Source organism: Flavobacterium inviolabile (assembly GCF_013389455.1).
GTDB lineage: Bacteria > Bacteroidota > Bacteroidia > Flavobacteriales > Flavobacteriaceae > Flavobacterium > Flavobacterium inviolabile.
Map to the genome: position 1 here is coordinate 3572280 of NZ_CP058278.1, position 26091 is coordinate 3598370.

At 41.6% G+C, this 26091-nt stretch carries 24 protein-coding genes; 16 read left to right on the forward strand and 8 right to left on the reverse strand.

The window, feature by feature from the left end; translation table 11 throughout:
* The first annotated feature begins 102 nt into the window (after positions 1–102).
* From HW120_RS16075 to HW120_RS16140, 14 genes are all read left to right on the forward strand, one after another.
* On the forward strand, positions 103–1518 hold the full coding sequence (locus HW120_RS16075) for an alkaline phosphatase (RefSeq protein ID WP_177735420.1): 1416 nt from the start codon (positions 103–105) through the stop codon (positions 1516–1518).
* 153 nt (positions 1519–1671) lie between these two features.
* Entirely contained in the window at positions 1672–3024 is a 1353-nt protein-coding gene (locus HW120_RS16080) for a sigma-54-dependent transcriptional regulator (protein WP_177735422.1), read from the forward strand.
* A gap of 173 nt (positions 3025–3197) precedes the next feature.
* Entirely contained in the window at positions 3198–3479 is a 282-nt protein-coding gene (locus tag HW120_RS16085; RefSeq protein ID WP_177735424.1) for a DUF7674 family protein, read from the forward strand.
* 84 nt (positions 3480–3563) lie between these two features.
* Positions 3564–3641, forward strand: coding sequence for a potassium-transporting ATPase subunit F (locus tag HW120_RS17875; RefSeq protein ID WP_177736432.1), 78 nt, complete (start codon positions 3564–3566; stop codon positions 3639–3641).
* A gap of 79 nt (positions 3642–3720) precedes the next feature.
* Positions 3721–5409, forward strand: a complete 1689-nt coding sequence (kdpA, locus tag HW120_RS16095; RefSeq protein WP_177735426.1) for a potassium-transporting ATPase subunit KdpA — start codon at positions 3721–3723, stop codon at positions 5407–5409.
* 40 nt (positions 5410–5449) lie between these two features.
* Positions 5450–7495, forward strand: coding sequence for a potassium-transporting ATPase subunit KdpB (kdpB, locus tag HW120_RS16100; RefSeq protein ID WP_177735428.1), 2046 nt, complete (start codon positions 5450–5452; stop codon positions 7493–7495).
* A 71-nt stretch (positions 7496–7566) separates the two neighbouring features.
* Positions 7567–8127: a K(+)-transporting ATPase subunit C gene (locus tag HW120_RS16105; protein WP_177735430.1), complete on the forward strand. Its 561-nt coding sequence runs from the start codon at positions 7567–7569 to the stop codon at positions 8125–8127.
* 1 nt (position 8128) lies between these two features.
* The gene (locus tag HW120_RS16110) at positions 8129–9220 is read left to right on the forward strand and encodes a porin (protein WP_177735432.1); all 1092 of its coding nucleotides are present in this window, start codon (positions 8129–8131) and stop codon (positions 9218–9220) included.
* A gap of 20 nt (positions 9221–9240) precedes the next feature.
* Positions 9241–10368: a sensor protein KdpD gene (locus tag HW120_RS16115; protein ID WP_177735434.1), complete on the forward strand. Its 1128-nt coding sequence runs from the start codon at positions 9241–9243 to the stop codon at positions 10366–10368.
* A gap of 50 nt (positions 10369–10418) precedes the next feature.
* A complete protein-coding gene (locus tag HW120_RS16120; RefSeq protein ID WP_177735436.1) occupies positions 10419–12146 on the forward strand; it encodes a HAMP domain-containing sensor histidine kinase in 1728 nt (575 codons plus the stop codon).
* 396 nt (positions 12147–12542) lie between these two features.
* Positions 12543–12761: a hypothetical protein gene (locus tag HW120_RS16125; protein WP_177735438.1), complete on the forward strand. Its 219-nt coding sequence runs from the start codon at positions 12543–12545 to the stop codon at positions 12759–12761.
* Positions 12762–12839: 78 nt separating this feature from the next.
* Positions 12840–14861: a hypothetical protein gene (locus HW120_RS16130; protein ID WP_177735440.1), complete on the forward strand. Its 2022-nt coding sequence runs from the start codon at positions 12840–12842 to the stop codon at positions 14859–14861.
* 85 nt (positions 14862–14946) lie between these two features.
* Positions 14947–17118, forward strand: coding sequence for a hypothetical protein (locus HW120_RS16135; RefSeq protein ID WP_177735442.1), 2172 nt, complete (start codon positions 14947–14949; stop codon positions 17116–17118).
* A gap of 39 nt (positions 17119–17157) precedes the next feature.
* The gene (locus HW120_RS16140) at positions 17158–17982 is read left to right on the forward strand and encodes an N-acetylmuramidase domain-containing protein (protein WP_177735444.1); all 825 of its coding nucleotides are present in this window, start codon (positions 17158–17160) and stop codon (positions 17980–17982) included.
* Positions 17983–18035: 53 nt separating this feature from the next.
* Here HW120_RS16140 and HW120_RS16145 read toward each other — a convergent pair whose 3' ends face one another.
* From HW120_RS16145 to HW120_RS16180, 8 genes are all read right to left on the reverse strand, one after another.
* Complete coding sequence (locus HW120_RS16145) at positions 18036–18671, reverse strand: response regulator (protein WP_177735446.1); 636 nt, start codon at positions 18669–18671, stop codon at positions 18036–18038.
* A gap of 13 nt (positions 18672–18684) precedes the next feature.
* Complete coding sequence (locus tag HW120_RS16150) at positions 18685–19347, reverse strand: sensor histidine kinase (RefSeq protein ID WP_246297005.1); 663 nt, start codon at positions 19345–19347, stop codon at positions 18685–18687.
* A 98-nt stretch (positions 19348–19445) separates the two neighbouring features.
* On the reverse strand, positions 19446–20093 hold the full coding sequence (locus tag HW120_RS16155) for a hypothetical protein (RefSeq protein ID WP_177735450.1): 648 nt from the start codon (positions 20091–20093) through the stop codon (positions 19446–19448).
* Positions 20094–20095: 2 nt separating this feature from the next.
* Positions 20096–20518 carry a hypothetical protein gene (locus HW120_RS16160; protein ID WP_177735452.1) on the reverse strand — a complete coding sequence of 141 codons (423 nt, stop codon included), beginning with the start codon at positions 20516–20518 and terminating at the stop codon, positions 20096–20098.
* A 214-nt stretch (positions 20519–20732) separates the two neighbouring features.
* Positions 20733–21341, reverse strand: a complete 609-nt coding sequence (locus HW120_RS16165) for an alpha-ketoglutarate-dependent dioxygenase AlkB family protein (protein ID WP_177735454.1) — start codon at positions 21339–21341, stop codon at positions 20733–20735.
* Positions 21341–21589, reverse strand: coding sequence for an Ada metal-binding domain-containing protein (locus HW120_RS16170; RefSeq protein ID WP_177735456.1), 249 nt, complete (start codon positions 21587–21589; stop codon positions 21341–21343). The genes HW120_RS16165 and HW120_RS16170 overlap by 1 nt, the downstream gene beginning before the upstream one ends.
* 7 nt (positions 21590–21596) lie before the next feature.
* Entirely contained in the window at positions 21597–22310 is a 714-nt protein-coding gene (locus tag HW120_RS16175; protein WP_177735458.1) for a 2OG-Fe(II) oxygenase, read from the reverse strand.
* On the reverse strand, positions 22310–23167 hold the full coding sequence (locus HW120_RS16180; protein WP_177735460.1) for a bifunctional helix-turn-helix domain-containing protein/methylated-DNA--[protein]-cysteine S-methyltransferase: 858 nt from the start codon (positions 23165–23167) through the stop codon (positions 22310–22312). Before HW120_RS16180 ends, HW120_RS16175 begins: the two co-directional genes overlap by 1 nt.
* 182 nt (positions 23168–23349) lie before the next feature.
* On the opposite strand from HW120_RS16180, the gene HW120_RS16185 reads away from it, so the two are divergent.
* Complete coding sequence (locus HW120_RS16185; protein ID WP_177735462.1) at positions 23350–23922, forward strand: non-canonical purine NTP diphosphatase; 573 nt, start codon at positions 23350–23352, stop codon at positions 23920–23922.
* A gap of 278 nt (positions 23923–24200) precedes the next feature.
* Positions 24201–26078, forward strand: coding sequence for a DEAD/DEAH box helicase (locus HW120_RS16190; RefSeq protein ID WP_177735464.1), 1878 nt, complete (start codon positions 24201–24203; stop codon positions 26076–26078).
* Positions 26079–26091: the final 13 nt, after the last annotated feature.

Below are 26091 nucleotides of genomic sequence, written 5' to 3' on the forward strand. Positions count from 1 at the left end.
GAGCCGTATTTTATGGCTCTTTTTGCTTAAAATAACACTAACATAAAACGGCTTCCCCAATTGTTTTATACCTTTGTGTCCTTAATTACAGAATTTTACAACATGGACAGAAGGAAATTTTTCAGAAACGGTTCAATTCTAACCTTAGGCACAGCTTTAATGAATCCTTTGGATGCCGTTTCGAACACACTTGATTTCGATACCGTAAGAAAAAATAAAAAAGCCAAAAACATTATCTTCCTTGTTAGCGACGGTATGAGTACCGGAACGTTAAACATGGCCGATCTATACCTTAACAGAAAAACAGGAAACGGTTCAAACTGGTTACAGCTTTACCGTGACAACCGCATTAACCGCGCTTTAATGGATACGGCTTCGGCCAGTTCCATTGTAACCGATTCTTCGGCAGGAAGTTCTTCCTGGGGAGGCGGTTTCAGAGTAAACAACGGTTCCTTAAATGTGGGTCCGAAAGGGGAAGTGCACATGCCGATCTGGCAAAAATTCAAAAAAGCCGGTAAAATGGCCGGTTGTGTAACCACCGTTCCGATCACCCATGCAACGCCGGCCGGTTTTTGCGTAAACAGCAAAAGCAGAAATGCTCAGGAAGACATTGCCGAGCAATACCTGGAATTAGGTTTTGACATCATGATGGGCGGCGGAAATAACTATTTCAGCCCGGAAATCAGAAAAGATAAAAAAGACATGTATGCCGCATTTAAAGCAAAAGGTTACCAGGTAGCCCGAACGCGTAAAGAAATGCTGGATACCGACAATAACAAGCCTGTTCTGGGTGTTTTTTATGACGATGCCCTGCCGTATAATATCGACAGAAAAAGCAGTAAAGATTTAACCGAACAGATCCCTACACTGGCAGAAATGGCACAAAAAGCTATTGACCGGATGAAAAACCACAAAAACGGATTCGTATTGCAGGTTGAAGCCGGAAAAGTAGACTGGGCAGCACACGCAAACGATATCAGCGCGTTGATATACGACCAGGTAGGTTTTGACGAAGCGGTAAAAGTAGCCATTGATTTTGCTGAAAAAGACAAAGAAACACTGGTGATCATTACAACCGACCACGGAAATGCCAATCCGGGTGTGATTTATGGCAAATATGCAAATGCCAATTTCGACAGCATACAGAACTATACCCAGACAAACGAATGGATTTTAAATGCAATCAGTCCGCAGTCGACCGTTAAACAGGTTCATGAAATCATTGAACATGCAAACGGAAAAACTATTACCGATGAAGATGCAAAAACCGTTTTAAGCTATTATGACGGATTACACAAAGAAGACGGTTTGTATAACTATAAAAAATTACCGTATAAAGCGTTTTCCGAAATGCAGCAAAAAACAAACTCTGTGGGATGGATCAGTATGGATCACTCTGCCGATTACGTTGAATTAGCGATGTTCGGACCGGGAAGCGATCTGTTAAAACCTTTCGTTAAGAACACCGACTTACACTACCTGATGCTACAGGCAGCAGAAGTGGAAAATAAATTCTGATCCGGCAACCGGACAGGAACCGCTTAAAATCAGGAAGAAATAGTTCTTCCTGATTTTTTTTATGCCAATCTGAATCCTGCAAAATCTACTGGCAAAGATGCCGGATATTTAATTTCTATTGTAACTTTGTTATACTTTTAATCTACTCCTCCATTGAAAAAAATACTGATTATAGACGATGAAGAAAAACTGCGTTCCTTAATGGCGCGTATTGTTGGTTTGGAAAATTTTGAAGTCTTTCAGGCCGGCGACTGTAAAACAGGTTTAAAAAAACTGGAACAGAACAGTATCGACATTGTACTGTGTGACGTTAAATTACCCGATGGCAACGGCGTTGAACTAACCCGGCAGATCAAGGAAAAATACCCGCACATCGAAGTTATCCTGCTCACCGCCTACGGCAATATTCCCGATGGCGTACAGGCCATCAAAAACGGAGCGTTCGATTATATTGTAAAAGGCGACGACAACAACAAGATCATTCCGTTGCTGCATCGTGCGATAGAAAAGAGCAACCTTACCCGGAGAGTGGCACAACTGGAAGCCCAGCTGGAAACCCGATTTTCCTTTGAAGGAATCATCGGTACCTCCAAAATGCTGCAACAGGCGATCGAACTGGCAAAAAAAGTGGCGGTAACCGATACCACGGTACTATTAACCGGCGAAACCGGAACCGGAAAAGAAGTTTTTGCACAGGCAATCCACCAGTCCAGCAACCGGAAAAACAAAAACTTTGTGGCGATAAACTGTTCTGCTTTTAGCCATGACCTGTTGGAAAGCGAAATGTTCGGTCATATCAGTGGTGCTTTTACCGGTGCGACAAAAGACAAAAAAGGATTGTTTGAAGAAGCGAATAACGGTACCATCTTTTTAGATGAAATTGGCGAAATGCCACTGGACCTGCAGGCGAAATTACTCCGTGTTATCGAAAACGGCGAATTTATTAAAGTAGGCGAAAGCAAGGTCACCAAAGTCGACGTCCGCATTATTGCTGCTACCAACAGAGATCTGTTAAAAGAAATCGAAACCGGTCATTTCCGTCAGGACTTATATTACCGCCTGTCTGTTTTCCAGATACAGTTACCGTCTTTAAAAGAGCGCACTTCCGATATTGCATTGTTAGCCAGCCATTTTTTAGCCATTTTCAGTCTGAAAATGAATAAGAAAATAAAAACACTATCCGACGACTTTATCAGTCTTTTAAAACTGCACAACTGGCCGGGCAACATCCGCGAACTGAAAAACGTACTGGAACGCAGTGTTATCCTGGAAACCGGTGACACACTCACCCGCAGCAGCCTGCCCATAGAAATACAGCAATTACAGGAAGACGGTCAAACCGGAGCACTTCCGATACTTTCTGCTTTTTCGCTGGCTTCCGCCGAAAAAATTCACATACAGAAAGTACTCAACTATACTAACGGAAACAAAACCGAGACGGCACGTTTATTAAATATTGCACTGACTACCCTGTACCGGAAGCTGGACGAATACAAAATATCCTGATTTCTGCTAAAAATACTATCGTTTTGAAAGCCCTGACCCTATCGTTTTGATAGGGTTTTTCTTTTGGCACAACGCCCAGAAAACAATATTCCCAACAAAATCAGCACCTTAGCAGCATTCCTGATTTTTTGGTCTCTGATTTGGCTTATGGTTATCAAATAATTTTAACCATTATGAAAAAATTCAACGACACACTTGTTCAAAAAATGGAGCGCCTGGCAAACATTACGATCAGTAGTCTGCAATTAGGGAAAACAGCCCGAACCAAAAGATGCCTGAATCTGGCTGAAGAACTGTTAAACAAAGGCAATGCCGAAATGAAAAATGCCATTACCAATGTGTATTTGTATTCGGTTTCACATTACATGGAACTCAATCATTACGCCATGGCCAAACTGCTTCCGGTATCCCTTCACAAAGAGTATGTAAAACAAATTAACACTTCCGGAGTATGATAACTGCTGTTTTAACCTTAGCCGGACTGGTGTGCTTTGCACTTTTTTATGCATCGATTTACTATTTTGATAAAATTTAAAGAAATGATACTGCTATTTATTATTGCCCTGGCTGTATTTGCCTACATCTGTTACGTACTGCTGAAACCCGAGAAATTTTAATTCAAGAACACAGAAGGTTTAAGCGGTCATATCTTTTTAAACCTTCTGTGCTGCTTCAAAAAACCAAACAATTTAAAAAATGAATACAGAAATTACAGGAATTGTAATGATGTTTATCCTCACACTGGTGTTAGCCATACCTTTGGGAAGATACATTGCAAAAGTATATTTAGGACAAAAAACATTTTTAGACCCTGTTTTTAATCCCATTGAAAAACTATTTTTCAAAGCAAGCGGAATAGACGCTTCCCGGGAAATGAACTGGAAACAGCATCTGGTAGCGCTTTTAGCCTTAAACACCATTTGGTTTCTTTTGGGAATGCTCATACTGCTCTGCCAGGGTTGGCTGCCGCTCAATCCGGACAACAACCCGAACATGACGCCCGATCTGGCCTTTAATACCGCCATTTCCTTTTTAGTAAACTGTAACCTGCAACACTATTCCGGGGAAACCGGCGTGAGCTATCTGAGTCAGCTCTTTTTAATGTTCCTGCAATTTGTTTCTGCCGGAATCGGACTTGCTGCCGCGGCAGTACTCTTTAATGCGCTAAAAGAGCGCACAACCGATAAATTAGGAAACTTTTACAACTATTTCATCAAATCCTGTACCCGTATATTATTACCCATATCGGTTATTGTGGCTGTTATCCTGATGTTTAACGGTACACCGATGACTTTTGACGGTAAAGACACGATGACCACCCTGCAGGGCGATACGGTACAGGTTTCAACGGGACCCGCTGCTGCTTTTGTAGCCATCAAACATGTGGGAACCAACGGAGGCGGATTCTTCGGAGCCAATTCGGCACATCCGTTTGAAAATCCGAATTACCTGACAAATACGGTCGAAATGATCGCGCAGATGATTATCCCGTTTGCAATGATATTCGCCCTTGGTTTCTACCTGAACCGCAGAAAACTGTCCTGGATGATTTTTAGCGTTATGACCATCGGATTTTTAGCCTTAACGATACCGACAGTCATTACCGAAATGAACGGAAATCCGGCAATAACCCAAATGGGTATCAACACTGCAAACGGAGCTACCGAAGGGAAAGAAGTACGATTTGGTGCCACTGCTTCCGGTTACTGGAGCATTGCCACAACGGTTATTTCAACCGGTTCTGTAAACTCCATGCACGACAGTGCTATGCCGTTATCCGGAATGAACGAATTATTAGCCATGATGGTCAACTGCTTCTATGGCGGCTGCGGTGTTGGAATCCTTAACTTTTATATCTTTATTATCCTGGCAGTTTTTATCAGCGGACTGATGGTGGGAAGAACACCGGAATTTCTCGGAAAGAAAATTGAAGCCCGGGAAATGAAAATTGCCATGATCATTGCCTTGTTGCACCCTTTCCTTATTCTTGTTGGCGTTGCCTTATCGACCGCTTTTCCGGAACAGGGAGCCAGTACCTTAAACAATCCCGGTTTCCACGGTTTCAGTGAGATCCTGTATGAGTTTACCTCATCGGCAGCCAATAACGGCAGCGGATTTGAAGGCCTGGGCGATAATAATCCGTGGTGGAACATTACTACCGGTATCGTATTGCTGCTTTCCCGTTTCTTACCAATTATTGGCCCGGTAGCGATTGCCGGAATCTTAGCCGGTAAAAAACACATCCCGGAAAGTGCCGGAACACTAAAAACCGATACGGCTACCTTTGGATTAATGATTTTTGCCGTGATTGCTATTATTGCTGCCTTGTCTTTCTTCCCATCCCTGACTTTAGGACCGATAGCCGAATATTTTTCAATGAAATAACATTTACAATTGATCTCTCCATTATAAAATAAAGACTGTAATGAAAACCAAAAATAAATCACTGTTTCAAAAAGAGCTGATGCGAGAAGCATTCAAGCAGTCTTTTGTGAAACTCAATCCGGTAACACTCTTCCGAAACCCTATTATGTTCACTGTAGAAATAGGGACTATAATCATGCTGGGCGTTTGCCTGTGGATCGCCACCGGAGAACAGTCGCAAGGAAGTTTTGCCTATAACTTTACGGTATTTCTAATCCTGTTTTTCACCTTGTTATTTGCCAACTTTGCAGAAGCCATAGCAGAAGCACGCGGTAAAGCACAGGCCGACAGTTTAAGAAAAACCCGGGAGGAAACCCCTGCGAAAAAAATAGAGCAGGTTGGCGAACTCTATGTCAATGAAATTACCATTGTTCCTTCATCCAGCCTGAGAAAAGGCGACCTTTTTGTCTGTGAAGCCGGCGATACAATTCCTACCGACGGTGAAATCATTGAAGGACTGGCAACCATTGACGAAAGTGCCATTACCGGGGAAAGTGCGCCGGTAATCCGCGAAGCCGGAGGCGACAAAAGCTCGGTAACCGGAGGGACAAAAGTATTGTCGGACAAAATTAAAGTACAGGTAACCACCGAACCCGGCGAGAGCTTTCTGGACAAAATGATTGCTTTGGTTGAAGGGGCTTCCCGCCAGAAAACACCAAACGAAATCGCCTTAACCATCCTTTTAGCCGGATTTACCTTAGTGTTTATCATTGTTTGTGTGACCCTGAAACCTTTTGCCGATTATGCCAATATTCCCATCACGATAGCCGCTTTTATCTCGTTGTTTATCTGCCTGATTCCAACCACTATCGGCGGGCTGCTTTCCGCCATCGGTATTGCCGGAATGGACAGAGCCTTACGGGCCAATGTGATTACCAAATCGGGGAAAGCAGTAGAAACTGCCGGAGATATTGACGTACTACTGCTGGATAAAACGGGAACGATCACGATCGGTAACCGAAAAGCCACCCATTTCTATCCGGCAAACGGCGTAAATGAAAATGATTTTGTGAAAGCCTGTGCCCTTTCTTCCCTTGCCGATGAAACTCCCGAAGGAAAATCGATTGTTGAACTGGCCGGAAAAGACACTACCCGTAATTTATCGATACAGGGCGCTACCCTGATCAAATTTACAGCCGAAACCCGAAGCAGCGGTGTTAACCTGCCCAACGGTACCAAAATCCGAAAAGGAGCTTTTGACGCCATCCGCAAGCTAAGTGAAAATGCCGGTTTTGCCTTCCCGGAAGAAACAGCCGGTAAAGTGACCGAAATTTCCAGTAACGGAGGAACGCCGCTGGTAGTGTCGGAAAACGAAAAAGTACTGGGCGTAATTGAATTACAGGACATTATCAAACCCGGAATACAGGAACGTTTTGAACGTTTGCGCAAAATGGGTGTTAAAACCGTAATGGTTACCGGTGACAATCCGCTGACAGCGAAATTCATTGCCGAAAAAGCCGGTGTGGACGATTTTATTGCCGAAGCCAAACCGGAAGACAAAATGAATTATATCAAAGCCGAACAGCAGCAGGGTAAACTGGTAGCGATGATGGGTGACGGCACCAATGATGCACCGGCTTTGGCTCAGGCCGATGTTGGTGTAGCCATGAACAGCGGAACACAGGCAGCCAAAGAAGCCGGAAACATGGTCGACCTGGACAACGATCCGACCAAGCTTATTGAAATCGTAGAAATCGGGAAACAATTACTGATGACAAGAGGTACATTAACCACTTTCAGTATTGCCAACGACGTTGCCAAATATTTTGCAATCATCCCGGCCTTGTTCATTACTGCCATACCGGCCTTGCAAGGGCTCAACATTATGCAGCTGCACAGCCCGGAAAGTGCCATCCTTTCGGCCGTGATCTTCAATGCTGTTGTAATTCCGTTCTTAATTCCGCTGGCTTTAAAAGGAGTGACCTATAAACCGATAGGCGCTTCTGCCCTGCTGCGAAGAAATCTCTTTATCTACGGATTGGGAGGGATTATCGTCCCGTTCATCGGAATCAAACTGATTGATATTATAGTTGCCTTATTTATGTAAAAAAGCGCTTAAGATGGAACTGTTTTCCGGTTGCATCTTAGGCTGCTTCCAAAATATTAAAATTTAAAAAAATGAAAAATCATCTTATAGCCGGAGCAAAATTAACCGTATTGTGTGCCGTTTTATTTGGCGGTGTGTACACCCTGTTCCTGTTAGGTATTGCCAGACTGGCACCTAATAACGGGAAAGGATATGTAGTGGAATTCAACGGTAAGAAATACTATCAGAACATCGGACAGTCTTTTACCGATCCGAAATATTTTAACTCCCGCCCTTCTGCCGTGGCTTACAATGCAGCAGGTTCCGGAGGAAGCAACAAAGGCCCAGGCAATCCCGAATATCTGGCTGAAGTTCAAAAACGGATTGACACCTTCCTGATATTGAATCCGGAAGTTAAAAAACAGGATATCCCTGCCGATCTGGTAACGGCCAGCGGCAGTGGTCTGGATCCGGATATCTCTGCACAGGCAGCAAAAGTTCAGGTAAAACGCATTGCCAGAATAAGAAATCTGGAACCTCAGAAACTGGAACAACTCATTGCTGAAAATACAGAAAAACCACTTTTAGGATTTTTCGGTCCTGAAAAAATAAACGTACTCACCCTAAACATCGCCCTTGATAAATTAAAATAAAATGAACACAAAAATATTCGGCTCCGCTTTAGCGGCCTTAGCCTCTTTCGGATTACAGGCACAAAACGACAGTACCAAAACCAAAAAATCACCTTTAACCGTCAGCGGTTATATCGAAACCTACTATGCTTATGATTTTGGAACACCGGAAAACAACACAAGACCCAATTTTATCTATTCCCACAACAGACACAACGAAGTAGCCCTGAATCTGGGTTATCTCAAAGCCAATTATGAAAAAGACAATGTAAGAGCCAACCTCGCCATCATGGCCGGTACCTATAGCAATGCCAACCTGGCTGCGGAACAAGGCGTTTTAAAAAACATTTATGAAGCCAATGCCGGGGTAAAACTGTCTAAAACCAAAAATTTATGGATCGATGCGGGAATCTTTGCATCCCATATCGGATTTGAAAGTGCCGTGGGGAAAGACTGCTGGACACTTACCAGAAGCATACAGGCGGATAATTCTCCCTATTATGAAAGCGGTGCCAAAATATCCTATACAACAGACAACGGCAAATGGTTCATGAGCGGATTGGTTTTAAACGGCTGGCAGCGCATTCAACGCGTTGACGGCAATAAAACCTTAGCCTTTGGCCATCAGCTAACCTACAGACCGAATGCTAAAATAACCCTGAACAGTAGCTCTTTCATTGGGAACGACAAACCGGATACGATTAAAAAAATGCGCTACTTTCATAACCTTTACGGACAATTCCAGGTTAGTGACAAATGGGGACTGACCGCCGGGCTGGATCTGGGTGCCGAACAAAAAGAAAAAGGAAGCAACAGTTACAACATCTGGTATTCGCCGGTTATCATTGCAAAATATACCGCTACCAACAAAATCAGCCTGGCTGCCCGCGGTGAGTATTATTCCGATAAAAACGGGGTTATTATTGCAACAGAAACGCCAAACGGGTTTCAAACCTTCGGATATTCCTTAAATTTGGATTATGCAATTTATCCGAATGTCGTCTGGCGGATTGAAGCAAGAGGACTATCCGGTAAAGATGCTGTTTTCCTTAAAGACAACGAACCTTCAAAGCAAAATTTTGCAGCGGTGACTTCTTTGGCAATCTCATTTTAATAACCATAAATACTACTGTTTTGGAAGACAACAGAGAAGATAATGTACAGCATTTCCTCGATTTGATTCAAAAATCAAGGAAAGGAAAGTTTAAAGTCTACATCGGCATGAGTGCCGGTGTGGGCAAAACGTACCGTATGCTGCAGGAAGCCCATTCCCTTCTTAAAAATGGTATCGATATTAAAATCGGATACATCGAAACCCATAACCGTAAGGAAACCCACGATTTACTCGAGGGTTTGCCTGTTATTCCGCGTCGTAAATTATTCTACAAAGGAAAAGAGCTGGAAGAAATGGATGTACAGGCCATTATTAACTTACGGCCGGAAGTGGTTATTGTAGATGAACTGGCCCATACCAATATTGAAGGCAGCAAAAACGAAAAACGCTGGCAGGATGTTGTTGAAATACTGGAAGCCGGTATTAACGTGATCAGTGCCGTTAACATCCAGCATATTGAAAGCCTTAACGAGTCGGTAAAATACATTACCGGCGTTGAGGTAAAAGAACGCATTCCGGACAGTGTACTGGCTCAGGCCGATGAGGTTGTGAATATTGACCTCACTGCCGATGAACTGATTACCCGCCTCAAAGAAGGAAAGATCTATAAAGCGGAAAAAATTGACATGGCTTTAAAGAACTTCTTTAAAGGGGAACACATCCTCCAGTTGCGGGAGCTGGCTCTGAAAGAAGTGGCAAGCCAGGTGGAACGCAAAGTTGAAACCGAAGTTATTAAAAGTAAAAATGTACGGCAGGAAAAACTAATGGCCTGCATCAGCAGCAATGAAAAAACCGCAAAACGTGTGATCCGCAAAACCGCCCGGCTTGCGAATTATTACAACAGCAAATGGTTTGTGCTTTACGTACAGCTGCCACAGGAAAGTGCCGATAAAATAGCCCTGGACAAACAGCGCCACCTGATTAACAATTTTAAACTGGCCACAGAACTGGGCGGTGAAGTGATTAAAATAGAACATACCGGGATTGCAAAAGCAATTATTGAACAGGCCGAACTTAAAAAGATTACGACCGTATGCATTGGCAAACCGCGTATGAACTTTCTCAAAATTATTCTCTCGACAAACGTTTTCAAAGAACTATTAAATAAACTATCTTCGAGTGATATTGATCTGATTATTTTAAGTTGATCGGCAAACCATCATCCGGTTATTCAAACAACACGTTAGCACATCAGCAAATGAAAATAAAAACAAAATTAACCTTAGGTGTCGGACTGCTTTTTTTCCTGATCGTTTTGCTTGTCGCATTAGGAGTAAGACAGCTGCACACATTGGCTAATGACACCGAAAATATTTTAGTGGACAACTACAATTCGTTAGACTATTCCCGAAATATGCTTAAAGAGCTGGATAAGTTTGAACTTGAAAAACAGTCCCTGACAAAATTTAACAGCTTCCTGGAATTGCAAAGCAAAAATATCACGGAAATCGGCGAAAAGGAATTAACCGAAAACCTGTTGGAAGATGCCCGTACTTTTCAGAAGCAAACAGATAATAAGGTTGTTATTGCCCAGATTCGCAATGACCTTAACGACATTATGAAACTGAATATGGATTCGATCCAGCGGAAAAGTATTGTCGCTTCCCACACGGCAGACAAAGCCATATTGTGGATCTCAATTACCGGTTCCATGTGCTTTATTATTGCCTTTACCCTACTGATCAATCTTCCGAGTAATATTGCCGACCCGATCAGGGACCTTACCGAAAGCATCCGCCAGATTGCCGGAAAAAACTATTCCCGGAGAGTTCATTTTGAAGGCCACAGCGAATTTGGCGACCTCGCCAAATCGTTCAATACCATGGCCGAAAAGCTACAGGAATACAGCGATAGCAACCTTGCCCGCCTGATGATGGAGAAAAAGCGGATCGAAACGCTGATTAACAACATGCACGATCCGGTTATCGGTCTGGACGACAGCAATAAAATATTGTTTGCCAATGAAGAAGCCTTAAAGATATCCGGATTAAAAGCCGAGGACGTAACCGGAAAACCGGTTCAGGAAGTCGCGCTTTATAACGACCTGATCCGTTCGCTGATCCAGCATCTTGCCAATAACAGTGCTGCCGAAAGCAAACCGGAAACACTTAAGATCTATGCGGACAATAAAGAAAGCTATTTTGAAAAACAGCTGGTTCCGATTATCATTCTGCCTACCGGCGAAACCGAGAAAAAAGAAATCGGTTCCTTTATTATCCTTCGCAATGTAACGGCACACAAAGAACTGGATTATGCGAAAACCAATTTTATCGCTACCGTTTCCCATGAGTTTAAAACCCCTATTGCTTCGATGAAAATGAGTCTGCAATTACTCGAAAATGAAGGAATAGGTACTCTTAACGACGAACAGAAACACCTGATCTCGGGAATTAAGGACGATACCAGACGCCTGCTGCGCACCACTTCCGAGCTGCTGAACATCACTCAGGTAGAAACCGGAAAAACACAGCTGAACATTGAAGCCTGTAATATCAAAAAAATTATAAAAGACGCTGTAGAAACAACCCGTAATCTCGCCGAACAAAAACATATATTGCTGCAAACGGAAATTCAGGAAAATGTCTCGCACGTTTTAGCCGACCAGGAAAAGACAACCTGGGTTATTTCGAATTTAATTACCAATGCCATCCGGTATTCCTATGAAAATTCGGCCATACTGCTTACGGCTGCCAACCGGGATAACCTGGTCACGATTACCGTAAAAGATAATGGCCTGGGTATATCCTCCCAATACAAAGACAAAATTTTTGATAAATACTTCCGCATTCCGGGTTCTGAAAAAGAAGGAACCGGACTGGGACTGGCTATCAGCAAAGAATTTATAGAAGCACAATGCGGTGCCATTACCGTTGACAGCGAACTGGGTTCCGGAAGTACTTTTACGATCACGTTAAAAACAGCTTAGTTTCCCCTTTTTTCAAACGCTTATAAAAGCCTCTGATTTTGACAAAAATCGGAGGCTTTTTTTGTTGATTTCCGCTTTCCTGCACTTTTTTAAAAGGCGGTCTTTCCGGCATTGCGCTTTTCCCATTTCTCTCTTCAAAAACTTAAAACACTGATTTACAATTGTTTAAATTTCAGATCTAACCAAATTATTGCTGTTTTGTCGGGGAAAATTCCCCATAAAATAACCCGAAAAAATCCCCGTGCAAAAAAAGGGAATATCCTCTACCTCAAGCAGTTAAACCAACGCAATTTTACATCAGAAAATTTAACGTAAAAAATCAGAGGCATTATTCTTAAAACAATTCATCAGAATAATAATCTGAAAAATTTATTAATCAACTAAAAAATTGAAATCATGAACAACAGAGTAATTTTTAGAGTAATAATGGTAATCATTATCATTATCGGAGGGATCATCATCATCATTGGAAGAAAACCAATCCCGGAACCTATTTGTATTGTATGCGGCGATAACATCCTGAGCCTTTTAGGTTTTGCAGAAGTCGTTTTAGGCGCCATCGCTCTTAACGTACACAACAAGCTTATCAAAACAGCAAATATTAATGTCCGTTAATATTATTCACTAAAAAAATGATGGCGGTATCCGAAAAGCCTGGAACAGAGTAGGAAAATATCAAAATACACATTTATTATGGCACAAGTAACACCACTTGGTTATCCGCACGCCGGAGCAGGATCAGTAGAAATTCTTTTAGAAGACGTAGACGGGGCAGATTATGCCGTATTGTTCTCACCCGATCCAAACAATATCGAATTACGGGAAAACGGACAGGCAATGCAATTCTATTACTATCCGAAAAATCCAAGATTAGCAAAAGAACCCGGAAAAGACGGAAAATATAAATTTGCGATGCAGGTTTTCAAATCAGAAGGAGATTCTTCAACCGTTATCGGAGCTGAAGGACTTGAAGAAGAAGCAGGCGCTTATACAACACTGACCAGTACTATTGATCTACCGGAAGCTTTACTGAAAAAAGCGATCGACAAATTAAAAACCAGACTGCACACCGAATATCAGAATCAGAGACAATCTAAAATTCTGGGGTTATTTTCTTTCCTGAAAGGCGTTGACCGCGACTTTAACGAAACAAATGTACGCCCGATACAACTGGTTGAAAATACTATTGCCATGCACATTGTAGGAGAAAAATCGCCTAACAATCCGTTTGGCGGTGCCAACCCGTGGACCTTCAACATCCAGGGTGAAGGAAACGGCAGTACTTTCGGTTTAGGTGAAAACGCATTTTCTGTACTAATGGGCAGAAACAGTGCTTCCCTTGTTAAAAACGCTTTGGAAAACGGAAATAACAATCTGGTTGTGGAAAACAACATTAAATACAAAGCCTATTTGCCAACAACAACAATCAAAACGACCGTAAACATGAAAAAGGTGCATACCTATTTCTCTTCTAAAGTAAACGTGAGCTGGTCGTTTGTGGACTTAAACTGGGAAAATGAGTATGAAAAACTGGTAACGGACGGTTCCATTATTTCTGAAATCGTAACAGACAATCAGTTTTCAAATGACGAAAGAAAGAAAATTGAAGAGGCACTATTATCAAAACAAAGGGATTTTGCCTTTAAAATGATCGAAAAACAAATCCTTGACGTACCGAACAAACAGTTTACGGCGGTAAAAGATCCGGAAAAACAAGGTGGAATTTTCCGTTTTATCTTTGGTTCGGGAAGTGTGGGCGCTAATTTAAAATCGGCTACAGACATTAAAGAGATCAACTTTAAAGATGAAATCAAATTCTCTGCAATTGAGGTTTTAGACTCTAAAATCAGTGGTAATCTTGATACGCTGACCACAAAATCGGGAGCAGCTGCAAAAGAAGAACTGAAAAAGTACATTACCGAAGTACGTCTGGATGAAGACTTTACCAAAGTTCAGGTGGTTGCCGCTTTAAACGGAGGTTTGATTAAAATGGATAAAGACGGTGAAATCCTGAACGACAGCCCGGTAAGCCAGGTTTCTTTAGAAGTTGGGTATCCGGATTCCAAAGGAAAAATTGTCTGGAAAAGTTCCGGTAGAATGATTGCGCCGGAAGGAACTCCTTATGTAAAAACAACCAGCAGAACCGGAAAAGACATCGACGCTATTTTCCCGGCCACCTGGACCGACAAGTCTAAAGACAAAAACGCTTTTGTTTTCGACTTTGTGCGCAACACTACCGGCGGAAAGATAAAAGTACGTCAAAACATCATGTATGAAAAAGACAAACGAATCAAATTAAAAGATACCGTTAACGAATTTGAGTTTGACGGAACCAAATTGTTCATTCCGCTTCCGGTACAGAACATGATTAACTATAATCTTTCTACAGAACAGTTGTTTGACTGTGACACTCTTGAGGTTACTTTTAAAGTGGATAAAATGCCAACTAAAAAGTTCAAGTTCACAGCCGAAAACTACGAAGAACTGATTCCGTATCGTTCGTGGTATGAGTTTGATTATGAGATCAAGCCGACACAATATAAAGTGAAATACACCTGTAAAGGAAAAATAGGCAGTAAATCGAAAAAAATCACCCTTTCTACCGATTACCAAAATATTGACTACCAGGAAGGTGATATCTTATTTGAACTTCCAACCGGAACAGATGCTCAAAATAAAGACATCGAAAAAATAAGAGCGCCATTCATGGAATAGTCCATCCCCGATAAAACTGAAAGGAGTGTTTTTCATTCCTTTTAGTTTTATTTTTTAATGCTTTTCAACTCAAAAAAACAATATCATGCCGGATAACAATACTTTTAAACTGGACGGAACAAAATTAGTTCCGATTAACCGCTTCAACCTGGAAGCCTCCAAACCGAGCAGTTCTTTCTCGGCTGTGACGGTAAACAACCTTCAGAAATTCACGGTAATTGAACATCCCGTTGTTCATTCCATCAATATAAACCCCACAACTCCGGTAAACAGGGAACGTTTGCCTCTTGTGGAAAACAACATTTTAATCACGGAAAATTCGCTTTTTCAGGATTATAACGACAACAAGATATTCTTTACTTTTCCCGAGGTGATCATCACGCCTAACGACAATACCGTTTTTTACTATGAAAACATTCTGGACGCTTTCGGGCGGAACAGTGGTCTTTACGGCTATGTAACGCTGCGTTATGCCATCCGGAACAAACCCGAAACCAGTACGCTGCGCAACATCCCGATCCAATTGCGGGAAGTGGTCCTAAACCTGAGAGTCGAGAACAATAAAGAAACGGAAACCGTAAAGATAAACGGCCTTATCAATCCGGAAAAAAGCGAGATCCTCTTTAACCTGAAAGACCAGGCGGTAAAAATTGCATTCCTGAATATGGTCACCAAAATCGAAACACTAAAATCCAGCCTGGACTTATTTTTTGATTTTAAAGGCTATACCAAATTCCGGCGTAAATTTCTATATGCCAAAGGTATTGACGGCACCACCACGCCGCCCATCATCAACCGGGATCCGGATACGGCTGCCAGTGCCCGGATGAGCCTGAAAACCGCTGCCTTACTGGACAGTCCGTTGCTCATTCGTTCCAATTCTGCCAAAAGCCTGATTTCAAAAGAAACGATGCGCGAGATTCAGAAAGAGCAGAACATTGTTGCCGAAGAACCGGAACAATATGTAAAAAGTACGTTTTTACTAAAGGTAAACAAAACCATTAATTATCCTTTAGCCGCAGACGCTTCAATAAGCCTGTATAAAACAATTGACGGCGGTTTTATCGTTAACCCGTTTAACTCCAATTACGACTTTTCCCAATTCAGACAGATCTTTATTCCGGGAGTGAATTACAACAAGCTTTCCATTTATAAATCGACGATTCAGCCGAATACGTTCCTGCTGATCTCAAAAATATACTGCCTGTCCAGAGCAATCGACACAAAGAAACCGTGTATTTCAACCATTTTTCATGCCTATGAAGACGGAACCGGATTGACCGAAGATATTTCAAAAATCAGCTTCCAGTTTGCTTTGGGCCCGGATTTATCCGACTACGATCTTACCAAATTAAAAATCGATTTGAAAAACAATAACTTTCTGGATGGAAATCCGGCCGACTACCTGAATGAGATCCAGTTTTTATATCCCAACAATATTGATTCCGACTTTGACATCAGCGGTAATTATTTCCTTCAGAAATCGGATGTGACGACAGACGGGAAATACTTCCTGTTTTCCATTACCACCGAAAACCTCAACGATGCCAGCCTGCTCATCAATGCTTTGAACAATTCCGTTTCCCAGTTTGCCAATATCAATTTCAGGCATAAGGAAATTAAGGATACCAGTATTATCGAACTGAATATTGAAAAAACAAACGGCGAGCTGCTGGATACCGTTTTTGACCGTACTTCCAAAAAGCTGACTACGGAAAATAAGTCGATTTCCAAATGTAAAATCAATGCGGTACTTTTTATCGACCACAATAATGCGCCTTATTTCAACAATGCTTTCTTTACCAAATATCCGTTACTGGACAGCGGACAAACTGTGGAACTGGCACTGAATGCCATTAGCAGCGAAAATGCCATGCTGAACCTGAAAGACGTGTATTTTGATTATGAAAGTATTGAAGACATCAGCACAGAATTCAGCCAGATCGTTTCCAAATCGACAGACTATAACAAATACATACAGTTGCAGATTCAGAAACAAAACACGAAGATCAGTAAAATTCAGATTGAGCTGGTGGTTGACGAAACCCTGAGTAAATTCAATATCGAAAAGCTGAAAGCTGAATTTTCAATTCCCGTCCTTTTTAACTTTATCATAAAAAATACCGTTCCGCAGGGAAGAACAACACTTTCTTACCGAATAAATTATTTCGACAAGAACGACAATATCATTGCTTCCAAAAACAGCATTTTTGATTTCTCGGACACTTCCATTATGACGATACCCAAACACAAATAGCCACACCGTTAAACGATTATTCACGTAACAGTAAACATTATGAAAACACTCAAACTGAATACCCGGGCGCCCGAAGTGGCTACCCTGTGTGAAATGCTTTGTAAGATCGGGTATCTCCTTAAAGTAACGGATACCTTTACCCGGGAAGTTGATGAAGCGGTAAAAGATTTTCAGGCTAAAAACAACCTGGTGATTGACGGTATCGCAGGCATCAAAACCTGGTCCCGGTTATTTGAAAAGAACAGCCAGCTTGTCAACTATAACGACAAGCTGCTTTCGGAACAGGATCTAATTGATTTTGCCAGTGAGTATCAGCTGGAACTGGCTGTTATCAAGGCCGTAAATGAAATTGAAAGCAGCGGTAAAGGCTTTCTTATTGACGGCCGGCCGAAAATACTCTTTGAAGGACATGTTTTCTGGAGAGAGCTCACGCGAAGAAATATCGATCCGCAGCAGTATGCGAGTACTGCCAACCAGGATATTCTTTATGAAAAATGGACCCGGAAATTTTACCTTGGCGGACAGCGCGAATACGACCGGCTGCAAAAAGCAATCCGGTTAATTCCGGGAATGAACCTTTCCGATGCCGCAAACGCTTCCTCTTCATGGGGCGTTTTCCAGATCATGGGTTTTAATGCGATAGCACTGGGCTATGAAAGTATCGATAGTTTTGTGGGTAAAATGTATATGGACGAGCGCGAACACCTGGAGGCTTTCGGGCAGTTTTTAAGGAAGAACGATCTGATCGGACCGCTGCAAACCAAAAACTGGGAAACCTTTGCGTACCGCTATAACGGAGAAGGCTATAAAGCCAATAAATATGACGAAAAACTGGCAAGAGCCTATCAAAAATACAGTGCCTGACCATTCATAATGGCGCAACCGTTTCCTCCTTTTACCCGTATTGCATTCGTTTTTTAGATACAGACGATTTTATTCTTCATGGCATATAAAACGAGTCCGATGCGGGTTTTGATTTCCAGTTTCTGAAACAGGTTTTCCCGATAACCGTCAACCGTTTTAGGACTCAGGCACATTTCATCGGCAATTTCCCGATAGGTCATTTCGGTACAGGCCAGTTTGATAAATTCGATCTCCCGTTCTTTCAGGCTTGCCTTACTTGCGGCACCCAGTTTATTAATCAATACACCGGAAACCATTTCGGTATAAAAATAACCCGTTTCGTGTACTTTTAAAAGCGCTTCCCTAAAAACGGCAGGATGGGTATCCTTTAGTAAATACCCGGTAGCGCCGTTGCTGATCATCTTGATAATGGTATCTTCATCGTCATTAACAGACAGTGCCAGCACCCTAAGTTCGGGATAGTTTTCTTTAAGGCGTTTCATCGTTTCAACTCCGTCCATAACCGGCATGTTTACATCCAGTAATACCAGGTCCGGTAATTCTTCCGTAGCGACTAATCCGGTTAAAAAGTCTTTGCCGTTGTTGTAATTTCCTGCAACGACAAACTCTTTGAAACTGTTTATCAGAAAGGATAGTGATTGTGAAAACAACAAGTGGTCGTCAACAATTACAATTTTAATTTTGTTCATAGTAAGGGGCGTTTTAATCTTTTAATTCTTTAGTTATAGGGTAATTAATGGTTAATCTTGTTCCCTCATTCTGTTTGGAAATAACAGAAAAGGTTGCGCCAATAAGCTTCGCTCTGGTATTCATATTAGCGAGTCCGGAACCCTTTTCAACTTTCGAATTGTCAAAGCCAATACCCGAATCGGCTATTTCAATAACACAATTGGATCCCTTAAAGTCAATACACACGGCAATGGTTTTGCTGTGCGAATATTTTAATGCATTTGTCATTGCTTCCTGCAGTATTCTATAGATAATCACTTCATGCTGGGAGTTTATTTTCCGGACGGTACCGGTTACCTCTAACCTGCAGTCAATGATCTTTAACTTTGTAATACGGTTTAAATCTTCGGTAACCGCTTCAATAAAACTGGATTGTAAAACAATATCGCCGTTTATCAGTTTGGCTACCATCCTGATTTCGTCCAGTGATTTACTAACCAGTTTGCGGACTTCATCAATCTCGTTTTTACTATTCCCGTCTGTACTGGCTGCCATTAAATTGAGCTGCATTACGGCAACCGACAGTATCTGTCCGATATTATCGTGTAATTCCCTGCTGATGTTGGTAAGTGTCTGTTCTTTGATTTCGATCCTGGATTTGGCTAGCTCCGAATTAAAGAAGAGTTCGGCTTCCATTTTATCCATTAAAAATTTGGATTTCTTCTTCTGAAAATAAAAGAAAAAAACAAGCAGTGTCCCTAATAATGTAAAAAGAACAATACTGAACGAAATGATTAATAATGGTATCTCTTTTTGCTCCATATAAAACCGAAAATAAAACTGCCGTTCATTAATACGTTTAAAAAGAATACTATCAGACTATACGTCGATTCGTGGATTCCGGATAAGAACCAACGTAAAGAGAGCATAAAGGGTAAATAGGGTACATAAAACAATAGTATCCCCAATACAAACCAGAAAAAAATAGTGTCTTTTAAGGACAATATCAGGTTGGAACTGAATAACTCTACGAGATACAGGCAGCTCAGGACCAGCACCATAACAACACCTATGGCAAAATTATTAAAACAGACCTCTTCTACTATATCCTGGAAAAAGACCGGATTAATGATAACCGACAGGGCAAACAAGGCAAAACAAACGTTTGCGGCAAATTTATTTTTTGGCTGTTGTAAAATAGACTTTAAAAACAAAATATAGTACGGGAAAATAATAAACATATAGATATTGAAAACCATATAGTTTACCTGTCCTGTAACCTGTGTGTAAAAAATCCCTGTTAGTTCTGTAATCGCCGAAAGCCAAATGGACAATACAAAAAGCTTTGCCTTATTATTGGGAAGCTTGTACCAGTAAATGATGCCAAACATACCCGCCAATAAGGCTAAAAACACAGTATATAGTCTTAAATCTGCTAACATTATTATCCCCCGTAATTCAGTTTTGGAGGATTCCCCATCGATCCATAATTTAACGGTTCAATTTCAGTGATATCAATTGGATTTAGTGGTGCCGGTATTGTACCGTCTCTCTGGATCTGCGCTGCTCCCTTTGCTCCTGTTGGCGCTAAAAAGACAGTCGTATAATCCGCATTCTTTGCTTCTTCAGAAGAATATACACCAAGGTAAACCCGGATTCCGTCAACAGTATAGCCTTTCGCTTCTCCTGTTTCTTTTACATAAGTAATATAGCGCTCTAATTCCTCGATGGAAAACCAAAAAGCATTGGCATCTTCCATACCCATTCTTTCCATTAGCATTGCGCTTCTTTTTTCATTGTAATTTTTATTCAGTTCTTTTCCTTTTTCAAAAGAAATTAGCTGCGTAGGTTTAACTGTTGCATTCATTTTTTAGATTGATTATTGATTTGTGACAAAATTATAGTGAACACTTGCAGGCTACAAGGGGAAATTCCCCCCTTTTTATATACCACAATTTTTCCCTGTCTATTACGATAAGGATGTTATTTCACGGATGTCAAAGAAAATGAATATAAAATTAATCATAAAATAATGATTGACTTTATTTACGCACCGTTAAAAGTTTTTATAAAACGCGATCTCAGAACTGGTCTACAATGGTTCTGAAAGTAAGATTCACACGGGGACGTGTTATTTTTGTAGTGGGCGGCAGCCGGTGCAGCCAGTTGGTTTGCGTAGCGCCTTTCATGATTAGAAGACTGCCGGCTTCCAGCAGCAGCGAGGTGGTCGCTTTGGTTGTTTTATGTTTGAACGAGAATTTGCGTTCGGCACCAAAACTCATCGAAGCAATAACGGTATTAGCGCCCAGTGATTTTTCATCATCACTGTGCCAGGCCATTCCTTCCTGTCCGTCATGGTATAAATTTAAAAGGCAGGAATTAAATTGTGTTCCGGACTGTGTTTCGGCCATTTTTTTTAAGGCTAACAATTCCGGTGTCCACGGCAGTGCCTTTTTGGTCGTATTCGAATAGGTATACAGAAATTCCTTATCGCCATACCAGGCGACCTTTCTTTTGGTCAGGATCAGTTTCCCGAAAATGATGGCTTCATCATTCCGCCAGGCAATGGTTTCCATCAGGCGGTCATAATAATGCTGTGCTTCACTTCCGTTCATAATTCTTCCGTAGTAATTCACTTCCCCGTCATAAGGCAGTAAATTTTCTATTGCTCCGGTACTGAATAAGTCCATTACTGTAAGTTGTTTAATTTCCAAAATCGGTACTGTGCTTTCATGCAATGTCCGCAGGGGCGAAATCCTGCCGCTACCGCCATGGCTTCCGTGGCAAAAAACACCCTGTTTTCCTTTTTCATCCGCTTTCCGGACGCACAGCGCAAAAGCCCGTAAATCCGTAACTTTTTATTACCTCCAAAAATAATACTTTGTTTCCGTATCCCGCTATGCAATTCGGAATCGGTTAACGAACAATGTGCCATCATACACCTATTAGCTTAAAGCATCGTGAAAAATAATCCCTAAAGTATGCCGCTTCCCGCTTTGCACTTCACTGACACCGTGTTTCATGTTCACCCTGTAGTACCCTTTTGTTCCTTTTACCGGCCTGAAATTGGTCGTAAAAAACAGGATATCCCCTTTTTTGGGTTTCAGCACGATTGCCCGTGACTGTGCTCTCGGAATTTGCTCGGTCAGCACAAACTCCCCGCCGGTATAATCCTCATCCGGCTCATTTAAAAACAAGACCATCTGAATCGGGAAATAAACCTCCCCGTACAAATCCTGATGCAGGGTGTTGTAACCGCCTTTTCCATAAGTCAGGATCAGCACCGTGGGTTTTAGCTGGTTCTTTTCGGCACACAAATCCAGTAAATCCTGATGAGCAGCCGGGAATACCGTATCTATATGGAGTGCTTTCATCCATAGATTGGCAATGGATGCCAGTTCCGGATACACCGCTTCCCGGATATTTTGCAGTAATTCCGGTAACGGATATTTAAAATACTGGTATTCGCCCAATCCGAAACGATACCGTTCCATCACCACCTTTTTCCGGTACCAGCCGGTATTGTCGTAATTTTCAATTAAAAAACGGCACGCTTCATCCGTAAGTACACCCGATACTGCTGCATAGCCTTTTTCGTGCATGGATAGAGTTACTTTTTCCCAATCCATTGCCGCTATTCGTTCCGTTATCCCTTCCATTACGATTCGCTTATAAAGATATCTGCCTGACTGGCTTCCCAGCCGATGATCGCTTTTTTACGGGCACTGCCCCAATGGTACTCTCCTATCACTCCGGTAGCCTGTATCACGCGGTGGCAGGGAATCAAAAATGCCACCGGATTGTTTCCAATAGCCGTACCTACCGCTCTCGAAGCTTTCGGACGGTTAATCGCTCTGGCAATATCGCCATAAGTAACTAATTGCCCCATTGGTACTTTTAGCAGTGTTTCCCATACTTTCAGCTGAAAATCGGTTCCTTTTAGATGCAATTTCAGCTGGTGAGGCGCTGTCCAGTCTTTTCTGAAAAACGTCATGATCCCTTTTTGAATCGAATCGGAAGCCTCGGTATAAACAGCATTCGGAAAAGTATGTTTCATATCCTGTAACGAACTTTCCGGATTATCGGCAAAAGCCACATGGCAGATTCCTTTGGCTGTTGATGCGATCAGCAGCAAGCCAAACGGACTTTCTTCAAAACTATAATTGATGTTCAGAAAAGCCCCTCCGTTTTTATAATCACCCGGGGTCATCCCTTCAATATTCACAAACAAATCGTGCAGCCTGCCCGTTCCGGAAAGTCCGGTTTCAAAAGCCGTTTCCGACAAGGTAAACTGATTGTTTTTCAGCATTTTTTTGGCGTGTTCGACCGTTAAATACTGTAGAAATTTTTTCGGACTCACGCCTGCCCATTCCGTAAACATTTTCTGGAAATGAAAAGGACTTAAATGCACATAGGCCGCCACTTCATCCAAAGTGGGCTGTGTCTTAAAATTGCCCTGCAAAAATGTGATGGCCTTTGCAATACGGTCAAAATGAATGTCTTCCTGTGTTTTCATTTTTACAATTCTTTTATGATTACGATACAAAGGTAGCTGGCAGCAAACCGGTATCCGACCCGAAACTTGCGGAGTTTACCCGGTTCTGAAATTTTTCCGAAAGCCGCTTTTTAAGGTTGTTTTTTTTCGGCTTAAAATACTTTTGAAGTATCTTTGTGTGCTTAAACGACAACACACTACCTATGAAATTAGTTTTTGCATCCAATAACAGCAATAAAATTAAGGAAATTCAGCAATTACTTCCACAAGATATCCAGATTTTAAGCCTTACTGACATCAACTGCGATGTTGATATACCCGAAACCGCTGCCACCATTGAAGGCAATGCTATTTTAAAAGCAAATTATGTAACGGAACATTACGGTTACAATTGTTTCGCAGACGATAGCGGACTGGAAGTTGACGCTTTAAACGGTGCTCCGGGAGTAATCTCTGCCCGTTATGCCGGAGATCACAAAAGCGATGCCGATAATATGGACAAATTACTGGCTGAACTGGATGGCAAAAACAACCGAAATGCCAATTTCAAAACCGTTATTGCCCTGAATATCGATGGGGAACAACATCTTTTTACCGGAATTATCAACGGTGTGATCATTACGGAAAAAAGAGGCGAAAACGGATTTGGTTACGACCCGGTTTTTATAGCCGAAAACGATACCCGCACTTTCGCTGAATTAACAATGGAAGAAAAGTCCGGCATCAGCCACCGCGGCAAGGCCGTAAAACAATTGGTTGATTTTCTAAATAAATAAACCGGAATTTTTGTATTCACTATAAAATCAGTGTACTAAACCGGAGGAAAGAGAAAGCGGTAAATGTTAAAACAACGAAAAATCTTCATAAAGTTTTCATAATTATACGCCAATATTACGGCAATCTGACATCATATTTCGATACAGAAATGAGTGAGCGCCTGACCTCCCGGAATAACTACCTGAAAATCAACAAAAAACAAAAATACAAATATGCAAAACACATTAGCATATATCGTTAATTTACAGTAACTTTGCCCCCAATTTAAAAATAACGAATGAATAAATTTGAACAATTAGGATTGAATGAATCGCTACTGCTGGCGATTAAAGATCTAGGATTTGAAAATCCGTCGGAGGTACAGGAAAAGGCGATTCCCCTATTATTGGAAAAAGACACAGACATTGTAGCATTGGCGCAGACCGGGACTGGTAAGACTGCAGCGTTTGGTTTCCCACTGATTCAAAAAATTGATGCTGATAACAGAAATACTCAGGCATTAATTTTATCGCCAACACGCGAACTTTGTTTACAGATCACCAATGAGATTAAACAATATTCAAAATACGTTAAAGGAATTCACACTGTAGCTGTTTATGGCGGTGCAAGCATCACTGAACAAGCGAAAGATGTAAAAAGAGGAGCACAAATTATTGTGGCAACTCCGGGAAGAATGCAAGACATGATTAACAGAGGTATGGTTAACATTAAGAACATTAATTTCTGTGTTCTTGATGAGGCTGACGAGATGTTAAACATGGGATTTTATGAAGATATTACAGCTATTTTATCCGATACACCGGAAGATAAAAGCACATGGTTGTTTTCTGCAACTATGCCACAAGAAGTAGCTAGAATAGCTCGTGAGTTCATGAGAAAACCTCTTGAAATCACTGTTGGACACAAAAACTCAGGTTCACAAAATGTATCGCACGAATTTTACCTGGTAAATGCTCGTGACCGTTACTCGGCTTTAAAACGTTTAGCCGATGCTAATCCTGATATTTTCTCAGTTGTGTTTTGTAGAACCAAGCGTGACACGCAGGCAGTTGCCGAAAAATTAATCGAAGACGGTTATAATGCAGCAGCTTTACATGGTGATTTATCACAGGCACAACGTGACAGCGTTATGAAATCCTTCCGCGGAAGACAAATTCAGATGCTTGTAGCTACAGACGTAGCGGCTCGTGGAATTGACGTTGACGACATTACACACGTTATCAACTATCAGTTACCGGATGAAATTGAAACCTACACACACCGTTCCGGTAGAACTGGTCGTGCCGGGAAATCAGGGACATCACTTGTAATTATTACAAAAAGTGAATTACGTAAAATATCGCAGATCGAGCGTATTATTAAAACGAAATTTGAAGAGAAACCAATTCCTTCCGGAATTGAAATTTGCGAAATCCAGTTATTCCACCTGGCTAACAAAATTAAAGATGTAGAAGTTGATCACGAAATCGACGCTTATCTTCCAGCCATTTATGAAGTAATGAAGGATTTATCAAAAGAGGAATTGATTAAGAAAATGGTTTCAGTAGAATTTAACCGTTTCATTAATTATTATAAAAAATCAAGAGATCTTACCGCTCAAAACGCGGGAGAGCGTCGTGAAGAAGGTGGTTCTATTCCATCTGACGGAGCTGTTCGTTTCTTCATCAACATCGGATCAAGAGATAATTTTGACTGGATGACCCTGAAAGACTTCTTACGTGATACTTTAGAATTAGGTCGTGACGATTTATTCAAAGTGGATGTTAAAGAAGGATTCTCTTTCTTCAACACTGATGCTGAACATGCCGAAAAAGTAATGGACGTATTAAACAACATCCATTTAGAAGGTAGAAAAATCAATGTTGAGATTTCTAAAAATGATGGTGGCAGCAATACCCGAAGAAGAGATCACAATGGCCGAAGCGGTGGCGGAGACAGAAGCCGTTCAAGAGGCGGTGATCGTGACAGAGGTGGTGATCGCGACAGAGGCGGCGACAGAAGAGACAGAGGTTTCGGAGGCGGACGCTCAGAAAGAAGAGATGACTTTTCCGATAGACCGGCAAGAAACGAAAGAAGAACATCGTCAGACCGTTCTCCACGTCGTTCTGAAGGCTCATCGAACAACTCAACAGGAAGACGCCCAAGAAGAAGCTAATTCTTTTGTTAAT

Coding starts and splice junctions, on each gene's coding strand:
- HW120_RS16175 (WP_177735458.1), bottom strand. CDS start 22,310: ATGGAAGGGATAACGGAACGAATAGCGGCAATGGATTGGGAAAAAGTA.
- HW120_RS16185 (WP_177735462.1), top strand. CDS start 23,350: ATGAAATTAGTTTTTGCATCCAATAACAGCAATAAAATTAAGGAAATT.
- kdpA (WP_177735426.1), top strand. CDS start 3,721: ATGAATACAGAAATTACAGGAATTGTAATGATGTTTATCCTCACACTG.
- HW120_RS16140 (WP_177735444.1), top strand. CDS start 17,158: ATGAAAACACTCAAACTGAATACCCGGGCGCCCGAAGTGGCTACCCTG.
- HW120_RS16145 (WP_177735446.1), bottom strand. CDS start 18,671: ATGAACAAAATTAAAATTGTAATTGTTGACGACCACTTGTTGTTTTCA.
- HW120_RS16075 (WP_177735420.1), top strand. CDS start 103: ATGGACAGAAGGAAATTTTTCAGAAACGGTTCAATTCTAACCTTAGGC.
- HW120_RS16120 (WP_177735436.1), top strand. CDS start 10,419: ATGAAAATAAAAACAAAATTAACCTTAGGTGTCGGACTGCTTTTTTTC.
- HW120_RS16125 (WP_177735438.1), top strand. CDS start 12,543: ATGAACAACAGAGTAATTTTTAGAGTAATAATGGTAATCATTATCATT.
- HW120_RS16150 (WP_246297005.1), bottom strand. CDS start 19,347: ATGGAAGCCGAACTCTTCTTTAATTCGGAGCTAGCCAAATCCAGGATC.
- HW120_RS16190 (WP_177735464.1), top strand. CDS start 24,201: ATGAATAAATTTGAACAATTAGGATTGAATGAATCGCTACTGCTGGCG.
- HW120_RS16135 (WP_177735442.1), top strand. CDS start 14,947: ATGCCGGATAACAATACTTTTAAACTGGACGGAACAAAATTAGTTCCG.
- HW120_RS16170 (WP_177735456.1), bottom strand. CDS start 21,589: ATGATGGCACATTGTTCGTTAACCGATTCCGAATTGCATAGCGGGATA.
- HW120_RS17875 (WP_177736432.1), top strand. CDS start 3,564: ATGATACTGCTATTTATTATTGCCCTGGCTGTATTTGCCTACATCTGT.
- HW120_RS16105 (WP_177735430.1), top strand. CDS start 7,567: ATGAAAAATCATCTTATAGCCGGAGCAAAATTAACCGTATTGTGTGCC.
- HW120_RS16085 (WP_177735424.1), top strand. CDS start 3,198: ATGAAAAAATTCAACGACACACTTGTTCAAAAAATGGAGCGCCTGGCA.
- HW120_RS16160 (WP_177735452.1), bottom strand. CDS start 20,518: ATGAATGCAACAGTTAAACCTACGCAGCTAATTTCTTTTGAAAAAGGA.
- HW120_RS16180 (WP_177735460.1), bottom strand. CDS start 23,167: ATGAAAACACAGGAAGACATTCATTTTGACCGTATTGCAAAGGCCATC.
- HW120_RS16155 (WP_177735450.1), bottom strand. CDS start 20,093: ATGTTAGCAGATTTAAGACTATATACTGTGTTTTTAGCCTTATTGGCG.
- HW120_RS16165 (WP_177735454.1), bottom strand. CDS start 21,341: ATGGACTTATTCAGTACCGGAGCAATAGAAAATTTACTGCCTTATGAC.
- HW120_RS16110 (WP_177735432.1), top strand. CDS start 8,129: ATGAACACAAAAATATTCGGCTCCGCTTTAGCGGCCTTAGCCTCTTTC.
- kdpB (WP_177735428.1), top strand. CDS start 5,450: ATGAAAACCAAAAATAAATCACTGTTTCAAAAAGAGCTGATGCGAGAA.
- HW120_RS16130 (WP_177735440.1), top strand. CDS start 12,840: ATGGCACAAGTAACACCACTTGGTTATCCGCACGCCGGAGCAGGATCA.